This window comes from Flavimarina sp. Hel_I_48 (assembly GCF_000733945.1).
In the GTDB taxonomy this organism is placed as follows: domain Bacteria; phylum Bacteroidota; class Bacteroidia; order Flavobacteriales; family Flavobacteriaceae; genus Leeuwenhoekiella.
In genome coordinates this window covers 951,133-968,035 of the sequence record NZ_JPOL01000002.1, presented here as the reverse complement: position 1 = coordinate 968,035, position 16,903 = coordinate 951,133, and the positions used below count along the sequence as shown (strand labels likewise).

Genomic DNA, 16,903 nt, shown 5'->3' with positions numbered 1-16,903 from the left:
CTGGATAATCTTCAGAAAACACTTATTTTATAAGGACACTTTTAAATTTCGCAAGATTTTTCAAGCAGATTCCCGTACCACGTACCACGGCACGCAAGGGATCTTCTGCGATATAAACGGGAAGATCTGTCTTTAAAGAAAGGCGCTTGTCCAGACCACGGAGCATACTTCCGCCACCGGCAAGATAAATACCCGTGTTATAAATGTCTGCAGCGAGTTCTGGTGGCGTTTGAGATAAAGTTTCCATTACCGCATCCTCGATACGCAAAATGGATTTATCCAGAGCTTTTGCAATTTCCCTAAAAGAAATCTGAACCTGTTTTGGTTTCCCGGTTAGCAGGTCACGTCCCTGAACGCTCATATCTTCTGGTGGAGTTTCTAAATCTTCCGTGGCTGCACCTATTTGTATTTTGATCTTTTCTGCACTACGCTCCCCTACATATAAGTTGTGCTGCGTACGCATGTAATAGATAATATCATTTGTGAACACATCTCCTGCAATCTTGATGGATTTGTCACAAACGATACCGCCCAGGGCGATCACCGCAATTTCTGTGGTACCACCTCCTATATCCACGATCATGTTTCCTTTAGGTTGCATGATATCCACACCTATACCTATCGCTGCCGCCATAGGTTCATGAATAAGATACACCTCTTTGCCGTTGACGCGCTCACAACTTTCTTTTACCGCACGCATTTCAACTTCTGTAATACCAGAAGGAATACACACCACCATGCGCAGGGCTGGGGGGAAGAGTTTCTTTTTTAAAGCAGGGATTTCTTTGATAAACATGCTGATCATCTGCTCGCTGGCGTCAAAATCTGCAATCACCCCATCTTTTAAAGGTCTTATGGTCTTTATATTTTCATGGGTTTTTCCCTGCATCATGGCCGCTTCTTTGCCAGCGGCAATAATTTTATTGGTCGTTCTGTCACGCGCCACTATTGAAGGGCTGTCAACGACTACTTTGCCGCTATGTATGATAAGGGTATTTGCCGTACCCAGGTCTATTGCAATTTCTTCTGTTAAGAAGTCAAAAAAGCCCATAAGCTGTGAGGGGGATTGAGGTTTATGCTAATTTTTTAATACTGCCTAAATATAGTTAAAATAAATGCATTTTAATGCTTAAAATGACGTGTTCCGGTCATTACCATTGCGATTTTATTTGCATTGCAATAATCTATGCTCAACTGATCTTTTATAGAGCCACCGGGTTGTATAACAGAGGTGATCCCTGCGTTGCCCGCTATCTCAACACAGTCTGGAAATGGGAAGAATGCATCGCTGGCCATTGCCGCTCCTTTTAGATCAAAGTTGAAGGAAACTGCTTTGTCTATAGCCTGTCGCAGCGCATCTACACGAGAGGTCTGCCCCGTACCGCTTGCATAAAGCTGCCCATTCTTTACAAAAACGATGGTGTTTGACTTGGTATGCTTGCATATTTTTGAGGCAAACAATAAATCTTCTAACTCTTTTTGGTCCGGTTTGTTGTTAGTTACAAAATCAAGATCTTCCTGTTTATCGGTTTTGTGATCTTTGTCCTGTACGAGTACGCCATTAAGGCAGCTGCGAACGAGGTTTTCATGCATTTCTGCCTGTTTTTGAACTAAAAGTACCCGGTTTTTCTTCCCTTTCAACAGTTCTAGTGCTTCCGCGGAAAAAGACGGGGCAATGACCACTTCGCAAAAAAGCTTATGGATTTCCTGAGCGGTGGCTTCATCTATCTCCGTATTGCAGATCAAAATTCCGCCGAAAGCAGAAACAGGATCTCCGGCAAGAGCATCTACATAGGCTTCACGCAGGGTTTCCCGCTGGGCCAGTCCACAGGCATTGTTGTGTTTTAAAATGGCAAAAGTGGGTTTTTCCGCATTGAATTCAGCCATTAAATTGACTGCTGCGTCCACATCCAGCAAATTGTTATAAGAAAGTTCTTTACCGTGCAACTGGTTAAAAACGGCATCAAAATCGCCATAAAAAGTGCCACTTTGGTGCGGATTTTCACCATAACGAAGCGTTTTTGCCTGTTTTATACTGGTTTTATAAACTTGCTCCTCATTATTGAAATAATTGAAGATCGCAGTATCGTAATGCGAGGAAATGTTGAACGCTTTTGCGGCAAACCTTTTGCGGTCCGCAAGTTCTGTACTGCCTTCACCAGTGGTGATCATCTGTAGCACTTCGTCATAATCCTCTACGGAAGAAACGCACAACGTATCTTTAAAATTTTTCGCAGCAGCGCGTATAAGCGAGATGCCACCAATATCTATTTTTTCTACGATATCCTGTTCCACAGCGCCAGAAGCCACCGTTTTTTCAAAAGGATACAGGTCTACGATCACGATATCAAGCTGCGGTATGTCATATTCTTCCATTTCCTGCTGATCGCTCGTGTTTTCCTGTCGGTTCAAAATCCCGCCAAAGACTTTAGGATGCAATGTTTTTACACGACCGCCCAGAATAGAAGGGTAGGAGGTAACGTCTTCTACCGCTTTAACAGGGATATCCAGATCTTTGATAAACTGTGCCGTACCACCTGTGGAATAAAGGGTAACACCCAGTTCATGTAATTTTTTTATCAAAGGCTCAAGTCCTTCTTTACTAAATACGGAAACTAGTGCGGCCCTGGCCTGTATGGCATTGCTCATGCGTGAATTTTTTTATCCCTGTCAAGGGTCTAAATAGTCAAGGCTTGCCCCTAACTTTCCAGAATATTTTATAATTTTCTCGGGTAGTTGACCAGAGGTTTTTGAATAAGCTGCAAAAGTATGCATTTAACCACTAAAAATTAAAAGCATATCAGCGTATTTTATAACTTTAAATCTGTAACGTTAAGCGACAACTTGCGTCCTATAAAGCGTAAGGAAAACACAACTGTATGTTAATTTACCTCAGGGTTTTAAAAGAGAGTCTTGCGTTTGCGATAAATGCGTTGCGCAACAATATACTGCGCACCATGCTGTCCCTTCTGGGAGTGACCATAGGTATTTTTAGTATTATAGGTGTGCTTGCCGCTGTAGATTCCCTTAAAGCAGAGATCAAGGGCAGCTTATCTTCATTAGATAACAGCACGATGATCCTCATGCGGTTTTCTTTTGGCCCATCTGAAATCCCTCAGTGGAAAAGAGAACAATTTCCCGATGTTACTTATGATGAGTACCAGTTTATAAAACGGGAAGTACCTGATCTTGCTGCCGTTTCTTTTAGCCTAAACGTGGCTCAAGAAACTATTAAATATGGCGACAAATTGGTGACCGGAGTAAGTATAAATCCTGCAACAGAGGGTTATAACGATATTGAGACCTTACAGTTTGTTGATGGTCGTTTCTTCAACGAATCTGAATCTAATAGGGGGGCTCCAGTAATTATCCTAGGCGATGAAATTAGGGAAGGTTTATTTGGCAGTACAGTAAATCCATTGGGAAAAGAAGTGCGTCTTTATGGTCAACGTTTAACAGTAATCGGAGTTTTGAAAAAAGAAGGTTCGAGTCTATTTGGACCTTCTAAAGATGGTATGGTCATTTTGCCGGTCAATATAGTAAGACGTATCTACGGTAGTAATAATAAATCGGCATTTCCACAAATAAATGTACGTCCTGAGGAAGGAACTGATATACCAGAATTCACTGCGGTTCTTGCACAGCGCCTGCGTCAGTTTAGAGGACTTAAACCTGGTGAGGTCAACAATTTTTTTGTTAACCAGTTGCAGGGATTCGCAGATTTTGTGGATAATATTACGGGCACTATGTCCACCATTGGCGGGTTTATAGGCTTGTTTTCCTTATTGGTAGGTGGCTTTGGGATAGCGAACATCATGTTTGTTAGCGTAAAAGAACGAACGAATCTAATAGGTATTCAAAAAGCATTGGGCGCAAAAAACCGCTTTATCCTCTTACAGTTTCTTTTTGAGTCTATCATACTGGCGATTCTTGGCGGACTTATAGGTTTATTCCTGGTATGGATCATAACCCTGATAGCATCGCAATTTACGGGTGATTTTGAATTTATACTTTCCCTCAAAAATATATTCTACGGAATGTTTTCTTCCATTTTCATTGGTCTTATTGCCGGTATAGTTCCTGCGGTAATGGCGTCGCGCCTGGATCCTGTTGAAGCGATACGCACAGGAATGTAAATTAAAAACGGCGTCTTTTGAGCAAAAACGCCGTTTTATTGAACAAAATCGATACCTTGTTACAAATTTTAGGGCTTTTTTATTCTAAAATCAGCGCAACTTCTTTATTGACCCATTCCAGAAAACGCTCGTCCTCCTTAGTAAAGGGATCTGGTGTGTTCGAGTCAATATCTATTTGACCTATGTTCTCTCCATTTACAAATAACGGAACCACGATTTCAGACTTTACATCAATACTGCATGCTATGTAATTGTCCTGAGCGGCAACGTCTGGAACAACAAAATTTTGGTTTGAAAGAGCTACCTGTCCGCAAATACCGCGACCAAAGGGGATTACGGTATGATCTGTTTGTTTGCCGGCAAATTTTCTAAGTAAAAGTTCAGGTTTATCTCCATTCCTAAAATAAAAACCTACCCAGTTGTAATGCGCTATATTTTCTTTTAATAGATCACAGACTTTCTGTAAACGCTCATCTGCTTCAATCGCATTATTATTTAAAATATCTGATACCTGGGGTTTTAGTGCTTCGAATGTCATTTTTACGTACTTTTAGGGTTTTAAACCCACATTATCTTGATAGAATTACTGGGCAAATATAAGTCGGTACTCCGATTTATCCTTACTTTTTTAGGTACCTATATTATACTAACCTTGCTTTACAGTATGTATCTGGAGCAAGCTGAAAGCCAATTGTACTATCCTGATTACATTACTCATGTGGTAGCACAACAATGCAACTGGTTGTTGAACGCTATAGGATATCAAGCCATGATACTCCCGCATGCTGAGGAGGCCGCTATGAATTTAATGGTAAATGACCAGCTCATGGCGCGCGTGGTAGAAGGTTGTAATAGCATAAGCGTGATCATACTTTTCTGGTCTTTTGTATTGGCTTTCTACAACGGATTAAAAAGAACACTTGTTTTTATCATTCTGGGTAGCATGGGAATCTATGTGATCAACATTTTAAGAATCGTGCTATTGGTGATGGCAATTTATGAGTACCCTGAGTATACAGAATTTCTGCATACTATAATTTTTCCAGCAGCTATTTATGGTTTTGTATTTTTATTATGGCTTTACTGGGTAGCTATATTTAAAGGTAAAAATCATGGGTAAATGGTCTAAAATTGGAATAGTTTTTCTTTTGTTCATAGCCCTTTGCCTGGTGCGTTTTTTTGAAGAACGTTTATTTTACGATCCGTTGCTCGTTTATTTTAAAGGTGGTTACCTTGAAGAAAATCAATTGCCATCACTTCAACTATGGGAGGTTTTTATTTCTATAAGTTTTCGGTTTTGGCTAAATACGATCATCTCGCTGCTTATTCTTTATGTGGCTTTTGCCGAAGTCGCGATCGTAAAATTTTCGCTGGTTTTCTACGTCTTTGTATATATTGTTCTTTTAAGCGCTTACTTCTATCTTTTAAATAATTACAGCCCAGACCGTTATCTTACACTTTTTTATGTGCGGCGGTTTTTGATTCAGCCTTTGTTTGTGATCCTTTTGTTGCCGGCTTTTTATTATCAAAGCCAAATACGGGAATAGGTTTGTATATTTGTATAAAATAAGAAAACATGAAAAAAATACTTGTTTATAGCCTGGCAGCCTTTTTAATGGCCTGCGGTGAAAATAAATCGGAAAATAAAGCACAGGAGCAACTTATAGAAGTCGACACTATGGCGCAGAAAAAGGAACTGAATAAACATGTTTCCGCAGAGAGAAGTGCGGTCATAGATGATGAACTCGCATCATCTGTATATGATCAATACAATAAGATTAAGACCGCCCTGGTTAATTCTGATGCTAAAACCGCTAAAATGGTTGCGGTAGAATTACTGAAATCTACCGGGCCAGAGCTTGAATCTACGGGTCTTAGGGAAAGTATTTCTATAATGGCAAATACCCAGGATATTGAGGAGCAACGGAAAAGTTTCTCCGCATTCACTGCGGTTGTAAAGAACATGGTGGAAGGTAAAATATCATCAGGCACCATCTACTATGACTATTGCCCAATGGCATTTAATGGAAAGGGTGCGTACTGGTTAGCTAATGAGGAACAGATACAGAATCCGTATTTTGGCGATAAGATGCTCAATTGCGGAACAGTAGAAGGCAAATTGGAATAAATATATTTTACCTTAAAAGAGTCTATTTAATAAGAAAATCACCTGTTTTTAGCTTAAAACAGGTGGTTTTTTACTGTAAAATAGGGATTAAAGAGGCAGTTTTTAAAATCTTAAGATTTATAGTTTGGGTAAAACCAATAAAAAAAGCCACTTCAATAAAATGAAGTGGCTTTTTAAAATTCAGTATACTGAATTTAAATGTGTATTACATCATGCCTGGCATACCGCCGCCCATCCCTCCGGGCATTTGGCCACCACCACCAGCGTTTTCTTCTGGGATGTCAAAAAGGGCACATTCGGTAGTAAGGATCATTCCAGCAACTGAAGCCGCGTTCTCAAGGGCAATTCTGGTTACTTTCTTAGGATCAATAATACCTTCTTTAAGCATATCTACGTAAGTTTCCGTTTTCGCGTCATAACCAAAGTTTTCTTTTCCTTCAATTACTTTTGCAATAACTACAGAACCTTCACCACCTGCGTTAGAAACGATGGTGCGCAGTGGAGCCTCAATAGCTTTGAATACGATCTGAACACCAGTTGTCTCGTCCATATTGATCGTTTCAAGGTTTTCAAGTGACTTTTTAGCACGTACATATGCTACTCCACCACCAGCTACGATTCCTTCTTCAACCGCTGCTCTGGTTGCGTGAAGTGCATCATCTACGCGGTCTTTTTTCTCCTTCATTTCAATTTCTGAAGCAGCACCTACATAAAGTACGGCAACACCACCTGCTAATTTAGCAAGACGCTCCTGAAGTTTTTCACGGTCATAATCACTTGTGGTCGTCTCGATCTGAGATTTAATCTGACTTACACGTGCCTGAATATCCTCTTTTTTACCAGCACCGTTTACAAGAGTGGTCGTGTCTTTATCCAGAGTCACGGTCTCTGCAGTACCCAGCATATCAATAGTGGTATTCTCTAATGTAAACCCACGCTCTTCGCTTATTACGGTACCACCAGTAAGGATTGCGATATCTTCTAGCATTGCTTTGCGACGGTCGCCAAAGCCTGGAGCTTTTACAGCTGCAATTTTAAGCGCACCACGTAATTTGTTCACCACTAAAGTCGCAAGTGCCTCACCATCTACATCCTCTGCGATGATAAGCAACGGCTTACCTGATTGTGCAACAGGCTCCAATACAGGAAGCAAATCTTTCATTGAAGAAATCTTCTTGTCAAAAAGCAAGATATATGGATTCTCCAGTTCAGTTTGCATTTTCTCACTATCAGTAACAAAATAGGGGGAAAGGTAACCACGGTCAAACTGCATACCTTCAACTACATCCACATAGGTATCTGTACCTTTAGCTTCTTCTACGGTAATTACTCCTTCTTTACCAACTTTTCCAAATGCTTTGGCAATCAAATCACCTATAACATCATCATTATTGGCAGAAATTGAAGCAACTTGCTTAATTTTTTCAGAAGAATTTCCTACTTCAACAGCTTGTTGTTCAAGATTAGCGGTAATGGCAGCTACAGCTTTGTCAATACCACGCTTTAAATCCATAGGATTTGCACCGGCAGCTACGTTTTTAAGGCCTTCTGTTACGATTGCCTGAGCAAGTACGGTTGCGGTAGTGGTACCGTCACCCGCAAGATCGTTGGTTTTAGAAGCAACTTCTTTTACCATCTGAGCGCCCATATTTTCGAGCGGATCTTTTAACTCTATTTCTTTTGCAACGCTTACACCATCCTTAGTCACTTGTGGTGCGCCAAAGGATTTATTGATGATAACATTACGACCTTTTGGCCCCAGGGTTACTTTTACTGCGTTTGCTAATGCATCTACGCCACGTTTGATCCCGTCGCGTGCTTTAATATCAAATTTTATGTCTTTTGCCATTTTATATATTTGTAAATTTTCGCTTAGCGAAAATGTCTTATTATTAATAAACTATAATCTAAGAAGTAAAAGCTGCCGTTATACTATGGCCAGGATATCTTCTTCACGCATGATAAGATAATCTGTACCTTCTAATTTAAGTTCAGTACCAGAATATTTACCATAAAGTACGGTGTCACCTTCCTTAACGGTCATATCGTGATCTTTTTTACCGCTTCCTACTGCAATTACTTTACCACGCTGTGGCTTTTCTTTAGCTGTATCAGGGATATAGAGTCCTGAAGCTGTTTTAGTCTCTGCAGCCATAGGTTCAATTAAGACCCGGTCTGAAAGTGGTTTGATGTTTACTCCCATTGTTTTATTATTTTTTAAGTTGAACAATTTCTTTTAAATTTCATTTGCTAAAAGGCAGAAATTATGCCACTCCACAGTTGCTGACAAAACGACAAAAAAAAGACCGCAATATTGCGGTCTCTATAATTAGTACGACAAAGTTGTCAATTTAATTGTCGGTATTGTCTTCTGTAGTTGATGGAGCAATATTTTGAGGTGCTTCCTGGGCAGGAGCTGCAGGTACTATATTCTCAACATCAGAGCCCTGGATGATCTTGGATTCTGATGAATCCCCACGGCCAAAAATAGTTACATTTGAAATTAGGATAAGCACAAGCAAAAGAGTTGCCAATGCCCAGGTGCTTTTGTCAAGAAAGTCTGTGGTTTTCTTAACGCCTCCTACTTGCTGGGTGCCTCCTCCACCAAATGAAGAGGATAATCCGCCACCTTTTGGGTTCTGTACCATAATCACTACGATCAGCAAAAATGCCACTATCACAATGAGTCCTAAAAATATTAAAAACATAATTGGTTATTTTTTAAAGTCCTGTAATTCGTCTATTGCCCGAATTTGGTCTGCAAAGAAACCACTTTTTTCCGGATATTTCAAACTTAAAATTTTATAGGCTTGTTTCGCCTTGCCATAGTTTTTTTGTTCGACGTAAACCCTTGCCAATGTTTCGGTCATTAGCGCCTCATCGGGTACGTTTTTGACCTCGGGAATGTTTTTGATCTGAGCTTCCTCCTTAGCTTTCATCTTGATCTTGGGATTGTTTGCAATAAACTGGTCTATGAGTTTTATTTTGCGCTTGCGTTCTGGGTTGGCTGGGGGAATTTCTTCCTTTTTTGCCTCATTTTCGCCTAAATTCGGTTCATTTTTCCGCTCTATAGGGCTAAAAGAGGTGATTTTTAACCATTCACTGAAGGAGTGGGTTTCATCTGTTGTAAAATCCAAGGGTTTTCCAGTTTCAAGGATTTCTTGAGGGCTTGCTTTTGCAGTATTTTCCGATGCTTTCGGCTCAAAGAAATCTGGATCAAGAATAGTGTACGCTTTCTGAAGTTCTTCCTCTTCCACCTGTTTGGAAATATTCAGCGCCCCATTGACGGTCATATTATGAAGCCGTTCTTCTTGCTGTTTGATCTGGCTGTTTATGACATTTTGATTGAAAATAGAAGAAGTAATGAATTCAAAGAGAACACTTCTGTCCTGCGTCTGAGCGGCTGTGCGTTTCAATTCTTTGTTGTATCTATAACTTTCCTGATTTTTCAGGACTTTGAGGTAAAGCGCGCGTGCAGGCTGAAAAAAAGGATATCTTGTGACGACCTCTTTCATCTCATCCGTTTGTGAGGCGGTGATATGTTCGGGATGTTCCAGAAGGTATGTAAAAGTTTCCAGGTTCATAAATTACCAGTCTGCCAGCGAATCGTTAAAAATATCCTGGGTAATACGTTCAAAAATTTCTGCGAGCGCATCATCCAGGCCCCCACCTACAAACTGTTCGCTTGCCGGGCGGTCAACAAAGAAAGAATAACGCTTGGTAAAATCCTTGCTCCCATCTTCAACCTTAGTATTCACAAACCGCACATTTATCGCAATGGTAAGCCTGTTCTGGGCAGCGACATTATCTGAAGTCGCAGTTTGTGGGGCAATATAATAATCTACGATCTCCCCTTCGTAAATAAGGTCGCCTCCATTTGGCGCCAGGGTTAGGCTGCTTTGATTTTGAATAAGATCCTGAAGTGCAAAAGTAAACGTACGCTCTATGCCGGGTTCTACCAGCGGCGCATTGTTTTGAAAATAGTTTACCTGAAAGGTTTCCGTTCCTGCGGGAATACTAATACCGCTCAGGGAATAAAATTTACAGCCTACCATCAGAAGTAGACAGCCCATTAAACCGATGATCTTTAATTTATTCAAAAGGTTGATTTTTTATGATTTAACGTTTACGTACATGTGAAAAATCCCTTTTATTTTAATTCCCCCTTTGGGGGTTAGGGGGATTACAGGTCGTACTGTTTGATCTTTCTATATAGGGTACGCTCGCTGATGCCCAATTCTTTTGCGGCAAGTTTGCGTTTACCACTGTGGCGCTCCAGGGACTTCATGATCAGTTCAAGTTCTTTTTCCTGTAGCGATAAGGTTTCCTCTTCTTCTACATCTTCGGCAAAGGAATATTTATCGCTTCCATTTTCCTGCTGTTTTGATTCTTGCGGGATCTGCAGCACTTCCGTTATATCTTCTGCGCTTTCAAACTCGTCTTCAGGATCTTCACTGTAAATTTTATTGATAAGCGTTTTGTTTTCTTCTTTTACCGCTTCACTTGTACCTTTTTCCATCAGTTTAAGCGTGAGCTTTTTAAGATCATTGAGGTCACCCTTCATGTCAAAAAGAACTTTGTATAAAATCTCACGTTCACTGCTGAAATCACTTTCACCTGATTTCGGTTTTACCACTGCGGGTAAATTTGATCCCGCGTCAGGTAAATAGCCGCGCAATTTTTCAAATCCTATGACGCGTTCCTGTTCCAGAACTGAAATTTGTTCTGCAATATTGCGCAACTGCCTAATGTTTCCGCCCCAGCGGTATTTTAACAATAATTGTATCGCGTTATCTTCCAGCCGAATGGTGGGCATTTTGTACTTATTGGCAAAATCTGAGGCAAATTTGCGGAAAAGCAGGTGAATATCGTCTTTTCTATCGCGCAGCGGCGGAAGGTGAATTTCCACAGTGCTCAACCTATAATAGAGATCTTCCCGAAATTTGTCTTTTTTTATGGCTTCAAACATGTTTACGTTTGTCGCGGCGACAATGCGCACATCGGTTTTCTGGGTTTTTGAGGAACCCACACGTAAAAATTCGCCATTTTCAAGTACCCGCAAAAGCCGGACTTGCGTAGGTAACGGTAATTCACCTACTTCATCCAGAAAAATGGTCCCGCCATCGGCTTCTTCAAAATAACCGCTACGGGAAGCTGTCGCTCCTGTAAAAGCCCCCTTTTCGTGACCAAAAAGTTCACTGTCTATGGTTCCTTCTGGGATGGCACCACAGTTAACGGCAATGTATTTATTATGCTTTCTATGGGAAAGGGAATGGATAATTCGTGGGATGCTTTCTTTACCCACACCGCTTTCACCGGTAACGAGAACAGAGATATCAGTAGGTGCCACCTGAATGGCTTTTTCGACAGAACGGTTAAGTTTAGGGTCGTCGCCTATAATGCCAAAGCGCTGTTTGGTTGCTTGTACGCTTTCCATTTCCCCTAGCCCCCGAAGGGGGAATTTATAGTGTATTTATATTCAGAATTATATGCTTTCATAAAATTTTTATTTGTTAAAATATCTTATTTGTATTTACTCGTCTGAGTAAGTTACACCCCCTTTGGAGGTTGGGGGGATTGGGAATAGCCCACTGCCTCACCAATTAGCGTAGATTTTGTGCAGCTGTCTATTTTCACCATGACAAAATCGCCTACTTTATAATGTTGCTTGGGAAATACGGCCACCGTATTCTGTGAATTTCTTCCGCTCCATTCGGCATCGCTCTTTTTAGATTCTTTTTCAATAAGAATTTCGATGGTCTGGCCCACCATTTTTTTAGTGTTGTGGTATGAATGTTCCAGCTGTAGCGCAATTACTTCCGCCAGACGGCGTTTTTTTACCGCAAGCGGAATATCGTCTTCAAACTTCCTTGCGGCCATGGTGCCCGGTCTTTCGCTATAGGCAAACATAAACCCGAAGTCATATTTAACGTATTCCATTAAGCTGAGGGTATCCTGGTGATCTTCTTCGGTTTCTGTGGGAAAGCCGGTCATCATGTCCTGCGAGATCGCACAATTAGGTATGATCTTGCGTATGTTATCTATTAGGGTGAAATATTCTTCCCGGGTATGCAGACGGTTCATTTTCTTTAAAATACGGTCGCTGCCGCTTTGTACCGGTAGGTGAATGTAGTCGCAAATATTAGGATATTTTGCCATGGTGTGTATCACATCAAGCGTCATATCCTGTGGATTTGAAGTGGAAAACCGAATGCGCATCTTAGGCTGGGCCTCTGCAACAAGCGCCAGTAAATTGGAAAAACTGACCGATGTAGCCTGCTGCATAACAGAAGCTTTTTCAAAATCTTTTTTGAGTCCGCCGCCGTACCATAAATAACTATCCACGTTTTGACCCAGTAAGGTAATTTCCTTAAATCCGCGTGCGGCAAGATCGTTTACTTCTTCAATGATACTCTGTGGATCGCGGCTGCGTTCCCTTCCACGGGTGAAAGGCACCACGCAAAACGTGCACATATTATCGCAACCACGCGTGATGCTCACAAATGCGGAAACGCCGTTGCTTTGTAGGCGCACAGGTGAAATGTCACCGTAGGTTTCTTCTTTTGATAAAATCACATTGATGGCATCGCGGCCTTCTTCAACTTCGCGAATGAGATTAGGCAGATCCTTATAGGCATCTGGACCTACAACGAGATCTACGATTTTCTCTTCTTCGAGAAACTTGCTTTTAAGACGTTCGGCCATGCAACCCAGCACACCGACTTTCATTTTTGGGTTGGTCTGTTTTACGGCATTGTACTTTTCCAGGCGTTTGCGCACCGTTTGCTCTGCCTTATCGCGAATGGAACAGGTGTTTACTAATACAAGATCTGCTTCCTGAAGACTCTGGGTGGTGTTAAAACCTTCTTTTGCCAGTATGGAAGCAACGATCTCACTGTCGCTAAAATTCATCTGGCAACCATAACTTTCAATGAAAAGTTTTTTGGTATTTGCCTGAGCACCTTCCAGTACGAGGGCTTCTCCTTGTTTTTGTTCATCAATAACCTTCTCCATAAAGCGGTGCTTCTCAATTTTTCAAGGTTGCAAAGATACAACGTATGGAATTTGTGACAAACTGGCAGCATGATAATATTTTGCGCTGCGCTAAATAGTTTAAAATAATTGCTGAATATTAATGACTTATCACGCAACCTTTTAAATTATTCTGTATCTATGGTATAATCTAAGTCTCTAAAAATAATATTTTATGAACACAAAAGTATTTTTTATTCTTTCTTTTGTAATAATCGCTTTTTCGAGTTGCAGTGGAGATGACGATAATTCCCGGTCTGAAATGAATATAGTGTTAGGGCAATGGAAACTGATAGAGCAGCTAGCAGATCCTGGTGACGGGAGTGGAACCTTTAGAACTATAGAAAGTAAGAAGGTTTTGGAATTTTCTGAAGATGGAATCATAACTGTTTATGATGGTTCCCTATGTCAGCCCTATTCCGAGCAGCAAATTTCTAAAGGAACATATTCATTATCTACACAAGGAATCACTACCAATTGTGATAACGTAAACATTTCGTTTATAAGTTTTGAAATGAAAGAAGGCTTTTTGATTTTAAATTTTGCTTCTAATGAAGGTTTTTCTCAAAAGTTTAAAAGATTAAATGTTAAGTGAGGTTCTTTGAAGTTTTGAAACTTGTAGAAAACGTTAGATTAACTAATAAAGGGCATGCTATAGGTAATACTCTTTATCAGATTAGTTTCTTAAAAACAAATTTGTTTTGAAAAAAGTACTATTTCTTTTGCTATGTATGGCCACTCTGGTAGGCTGTGATTCAGATGATGATTCTGTTAATTATAATCTTGAGGGAAACTATACAGGTGTTTTTGAGAGAAATGATAGTGTATCTAATGTTCAGCTTTCTTTAAAAAATGCAACATTTTCAGGTGAAAGTGAGGTGCAAAAATTCCCTGCAATTTGCAGAGGTGCTTTTATCGTTTCGGGATCTTCGGTGACTTTTGAAAATGTATGTCCCTGGACGGCTGAATTTGACTGGACCTTAATTTTGAATGGTTCGTGGAATATTGATTTTGAGGATAATAATCTTATTTTAACGAATAAATTTGGCGATAGGTACTTGTTGACAAAACAGAAAATTGATTAAACTGAAATATTTAAATTATAAAAATAGAAATTATGAATAAAGCATTACTTTTTTTATTATTTATAAGCGCGATAATTAGCTGCAAGGACGATGACAATGTACAATATGCAGTACAGGATATCGCGACGCCAATAGTCGTTGACAAAGCAGATCTGCGCGCAAGTTATAATCAGCTGGTAATCGAAAGTCCCAAGCCTATCGAAAACTCTGGTAAATTTTATGCTTATGGCAATTTCATTTTTATAAATGATCTGGGTGCCGGTATTCATATAATAGACAACACAAATCCCAGTGCCCCGGTAAAAAAAGGTTTTCTTGAAGTACCGGGCAGTCGGGATATGGAAGCTAAAGACAATATTCTCTATGTTGATAGTTATTCAGATCTGGTATTGTTTGATCTTTCAAACATCAATGCGATTAAATATCTAAAAAGCTATGAGAACATTCTGGGCAATGGCAGCTATGAATGGCCAAGGCTTTCCCAGCAGGTAGATCAAATAGATTATAAGGATTTTGATGCTGAAAAGCAAATTGTGGTGGGCTGGGAATATGCTCGAGAACTACGTCCTGTTAATTTCTATCCTGATGGTTCTTTTGAGGATGCTCTTATAAATACCGCAAATGGAAACAACAGCTTTTCCGGTAGTGGCCTGGGTGGCTCTTTTGCACGTTTTAATGTCGTTGATGACAGGCTTTACATTATCAATGAAGGGCAGCTTTTTGTTTTTGACGTTACCAGTCAGCAGGATCCTGCGTTGACCGGTAAACAAAACCTTACCTGGAATGTGGAAACCATATTTAACCAGGGTGATTTTCTCTATATGGGCAGTCCCAGCGGAATGCTTATCTACGATATTCAAGATATTGACAACCCGCTGTACGTCTCTGAAGTGACTCATGTTTTAGGTTGTGATCCTGTAGTGGTGGAAGGTGATTATGCATACGTTACCGTACGCGGAGGCAATGCATGTGGACAGGACCTTAGTTTTCTAGAAGTCCTTGATATTTCAGACAAGACCAATCCGGTCATCGTTAATGATTACGATATGATAGAGCCCTACGGACTGGGGATTCATGGTGACCAACTGTTTGTTAGCGATGGTCAGTACGGACTTCATATTTACGATAAAACCGACCCAAAAGCCTTAAAATTGGTCATAAACAAGGGTGATTTGAACATTTTTGATGTTATTCCTATGGAAGATAAATTGCTGATGATAGGAGGGCAGGTATTGCATCAATATAAATACACCGTAAATGGAATTTCAGAAATGAGCACTTTTCAATTGGATTAATATATCGTGTCACCTCGAGTATCCCGATTTTTCATCGGGATACTCGAGATGCGCTTTTAAGTTGTGAAAAATTACCATCGCACGCCGTGAACATTCATTTTTAAAGTGTAAACAGCTTTAGAAGCGGTGATAAAAAGCGTTTTTTCATCAGGCCCTCCAAAAGTCACATTTGCGGTCCAGTTTTGTGGAACTTCAATATGCGCTATCTTTTCGCCCTTGTCGTTAAGAACGGTAACGCCATCACCGGTAAAATAGACATTTCCCTTGTTATCAATGGTCATCCCGTCTGAGCCCATCTCTGCAAAAAGCTTACGGTTTTTGAGTTGGCCATCTTTATCAATGTCAAAAACATAGGTTTTTTTATCGTCAATATCTGCCACATAAAGCTTTTTGCCATCCGGAGTACCTATAATACCATTAGGTTGCAGCATATTTTCGGCAGCAATCATCAGTTTTTTGCCATTTTTAGGTAAAAAATAGACTCTTCTTGCCGTTTGTTCGGGAGATTTATGATCCCACCAGGGGCGCTCATAATAAGAATCCGTAATATAAATGCCACCATTGGGATCTGCCCAGAGGTCATTGGGGCCATTCAGCTTTTTATTATCAAAGGCATTGATCAAAACACTTACATTTTTCATGCTATCTATGCGCCACAGGGCTGTTTTTTCATCTGCGGTTGAAAGCAAACTGCCATCAGTATCCATATAAAGACCGTTAGAACGCCCGGAAGGCTGCATGTATGTAGTCACAGAATCTGTGGCGGCGTCCCATAACAAAATGCGATCGTTAGGCTGGTCTGTAAAATAAACGTTTCCGTCCTTATCACTTGCGGGACCTTCGGTAAAAGAATAGCCATCTGCAACCAGGTGAAGTTTTTCGCCAGAGGCTATGAGGTCATTTTCCTGTGCCTGGCAAAAAGTAATGCCCAGAAGTATAAAAAGGGACGATAACGAATATAAATATGAAGTGGTAAACATAAAAATATGGTTTCTTAGACTAAGGTTTTAAAATCCTAAGATACTCTATTTTTAATTGTGCACCGCTACGGAAGTGCTCATGCGATTGCAAATAGAAAAGTTAATCCTTTTTTATAAGGACAAAATCCCTGCGCTCAACGTAAACTTTATGATCTTTGAAACAAATACCAATGTTTTCTTTTATCCAAAAAGATATAGGCAAAATATCTAATTTATTAGTGTCTGCAGAACTTTTGCGACCTGCTAA

At 40.3% G+C, this 16,903-nt stretch carries 18 protein-coding genes; 7 read left to right on the top strand and 11 right to left on the bottom strand.

Annotation, left to right across the window (positions count from 1 at the left end; translation table 11 throughout):
* Positions 1 to 22 precede the first annotated feature (22 nt).
* Together P162_RS04410 and purH are read right to left on the bottom strand one after the other, a co-directional pair.
* Positions 23 to 1,051, bottom strand: coding sequence for a rod shape-determining protein (locus P162_RS04410; protein WP_031426024.1), 1,029 nt, complete (start codon positions 1,049 to 1,051; stop codon positions 23 to 25).
* A gap of 71 nt (positions 1,052 to 1,122) precedes the next feature.
* Complete coding sequence (purH, locus tag P162_RS04405) at positions 1,123 to 2,649, bottom strand: bifunctional phosphoribosylaminoimidazolecarboxamide formyltransferase/IMP cyclohydrolase (protein WP_031426023.1); 1,527 nt, start codon at positions 2,647 to 2,649, stop codon at positions 1,123 to 1,125.
* A 230-nt stretch (positions 2,650 to 2,879) separates the two neighbouring features.
* Between purH and P162_RS04400 the strand changes: the two genes are divergently transcribed.
* A complete protein-coding gene (locus P162_RS04400) occupies positions 2,880 to 4,136 on the top strand; it encodes an ABC transporter permease (protein WP_031426022.1) in 1,257 nt (418 codons plus the stop codon).
* Between the two features lie 79 nt (positions 4,137 to 4,215).
* Here P162_RS04400 and P162_RS04395 read toward each other — a convergent pair whose 3' ends face one another.
* On the bottom strand, positions 4,216 to 4,674 hold the full coding sequence (locus P162_RS04395) for a GAF domain-containing protein (protein ID WP_031426021.1): 459 nt from the start codon (positions 4,672 to 4,674) through the stop codon (positions 4,216 to 4,218).
* A gap of 36 nt (positions 4,675 to 4,710) precedes the next feature.
* On the opposite strand from P162_RS04395, the gene xrtF reads away from it, so the two are divergent.
* The 3 genes from xrtF to P162_RS04380 are packed head-to-tail and all read left to right on the top strand — an operon-like array spanning position 4,711 to position 6,264.
* On the top strand, positions 4,711 to 5,256 hold the full coding sequence (gene xrtF, locus P162_RS04390) for an exosortase family protein XrtF (protein ID WP_031426020.1): 546 nt from the start codon (positions 4,711 to 4,713) through the stop codon (positions 5,254 to 5,256).
* The gene (locus P162_RS04385; protein ID WP_031426019.1) at positions 5,249 to 5,683 is read left to right on the top strand and encodes an exosortase F system-associated membrane protein; all 435 of its coding nucleotides are present in this window, start codon (positions 5,249 to 5,251) and stop codon (positions 5,681 to 5,683) included. Before xrtF ends, P162_RS04385 begins: the two co-directional genes overlap by 8 nt.
* A gap of 29 nt (positions 5,684 to 5,712) precedes the next feature.
* Positions 5,713 to 6,264 (top strand): DUF3347 domain-containing protein, encoded by a 552-nt coding sequence (locus P162_RS04380; protein ID WP_051907774.1) that lies wholly within the window; start codon positions 5,713 to 5,715, stop codon positions 6,262 to 6,264.
* Between the two features lie 205 nt (positions 6,265 to 6,469).
* On the opposite strand, the gene groL is transcribed toward P162_RS04380, so the two are convergent.
* The 7 genes from groL to miaB form a co-directional block, all read right to left on the bottom strand.
* The gene (gene groL / locus P162_RS04375; protein WP_031426017.1) at positions 6,470 to 8,113 is read right to left on the bottom strand and encodes a chaperonin GroEL; all 1,644 of its coding nucleotides are present in this window, start codon (positions 8,111 to 8,113) and stop codon (positions 6,470 to 6,472) included.
* A gap of 78 nt (positions 8,114 to 8,191) precedes the next feature.
* Positions 8,192 to 8,467, bottom strand: coding sequence for a co-chaperone GroES (gene groES / locus P162_RS04370; protein ID WP_031426016.1), 276 nt, complete (start codon positions 8,465 to 8,467; stop codon positions 8,192 to 8,194).
* Between the two features lie 148 nt (positions 8,468 to 8,615).
* Positions 8,616 to 8,972 (bottom strand): preprotein translocase subunit SecG, encoded by a 357-nt coding sequence (gene secG / locus P162_RS04365; protein ID WP_031426015.1) that lies wholly within the window; start codon positions 8,970 to 8,972, stop codon positions 8,616 to 8,618.
* Positions 8,973 to 8,978: 6 nt separating this feature from the next.
* The gene (locus P162_RS04360; RefSeq protein ID WP_031426014.1) at positions 8,979 to 9,848 is read right to left on the bottom strand and encodes a hypothetical protein; all 870 of its coding nucleotides are present in this window, start codon (positions 9,846 to 9,848) and stop codon (positions 8,979 to 8,981) included.
* A gap of 3 nt (positions 9,849 to 9,851) precedes the next feature.
* Positions 9,852 to 10,337: an LptE family protein gene (locus tag P162_RS04355; protein WP_031426013.1), complete on the bottom strand. Its 486-nt coding sequence runs from the start codon at positions 10,335 to 10,337 to the stop codon at positions 9,852 to 9,854.
* 110 nt (positions 10,338 to 10,447) lie between these two features.
* Positions 10,448 to 11,701 carry a sigma-54 interaction domain-containing protein gene (locus P162_RS04350; protein WP_031426012.1) on the bottom strand — a complete coding sequence of 418 codons (1,254 nt, stop codon included), beginning with the start codon at positions 11,699 to 11,701 and terminating at the stop codon, positions 10,448 to 10,450.
* Positions 11,702 to 11,814: 113 nt separating this feature from the next.
* Positions 11,815 to 13,278 carry a tRNA (N6-isopentenyl adenosine(37)-C2)-methylthiotransferase MiaB gene (gene miaB, locus P162_RS04345; protein WP_031426011.1) on the bottom strand — a complete coding sequence of 488 codons (1,464 nt, stop codon included), beginning with the start codon at positions 13,276 to 13,278 and terminating at the stop codon, positions 11,815 to 11,817.
* Between the two features lie 193 nt (positions 13,279 to 13,471).
* Here miaB and P162_RS04340 point away from each other — a divergent pair, with 193 nt between their 5' ends.
* From P162_RS04340 to P162_RS04330, 3 genes are all read left to right on the top strand, one after another.
* The gene (locus P162_RS04340) at positions 13,472 to 13,891 is read left to right on the top strand and encodes a lipocalin family protein (protein ID WP_031426010.1); all 420 of its coding nucleotides are present in this window, start codon (positions 13,472 to 13,474) and stop codon (positions 13,889 to 13,891) included.
* Between the two features lie 106 nt (positions 13,892 to 13,997).
* Complete coding sequence (locus P162_RS04335) at positions 13,998 to 14,381, top strand: hypothetical protein (protein WP_241077729.1); 384 nt, start codon at positions 13,998 to 14,000, stop codon at positions 14,379 to 14,381.
* 32 nt (positions 14,382 to 14,413) lie between these two features.
* On the top strand, positions 14,414 to 15,676 hold the full coding sequence (locus P162_RS04330) for an LVIVD repeat-containing protein (RefSeq protein WP_031426008.1): 1,263 nt from the start codon (positions 14,414 to 14,416) through the stop codon (positions 15,674 to 15,676).
* A 71-nt stretch (positions 15,677 to 15,747) separates the two neighbouring features.
* Here P162_RS04330 and P162_RS04325 read toward each other — a convergent pair whose 3' ends face one another.
* A complete protein-coding gene (locus P162_RS04325) occupies positions 15,748 to 16,656 on the bottom strand; it encodes an SMP-30/gluconolactonase/LRE family protein (protein ID WP_031426007.1) in 909 nt (302 codons plus the stop codon).
* Positions 16,657 to 16,903: the final 247 nt, after the last annotated feature.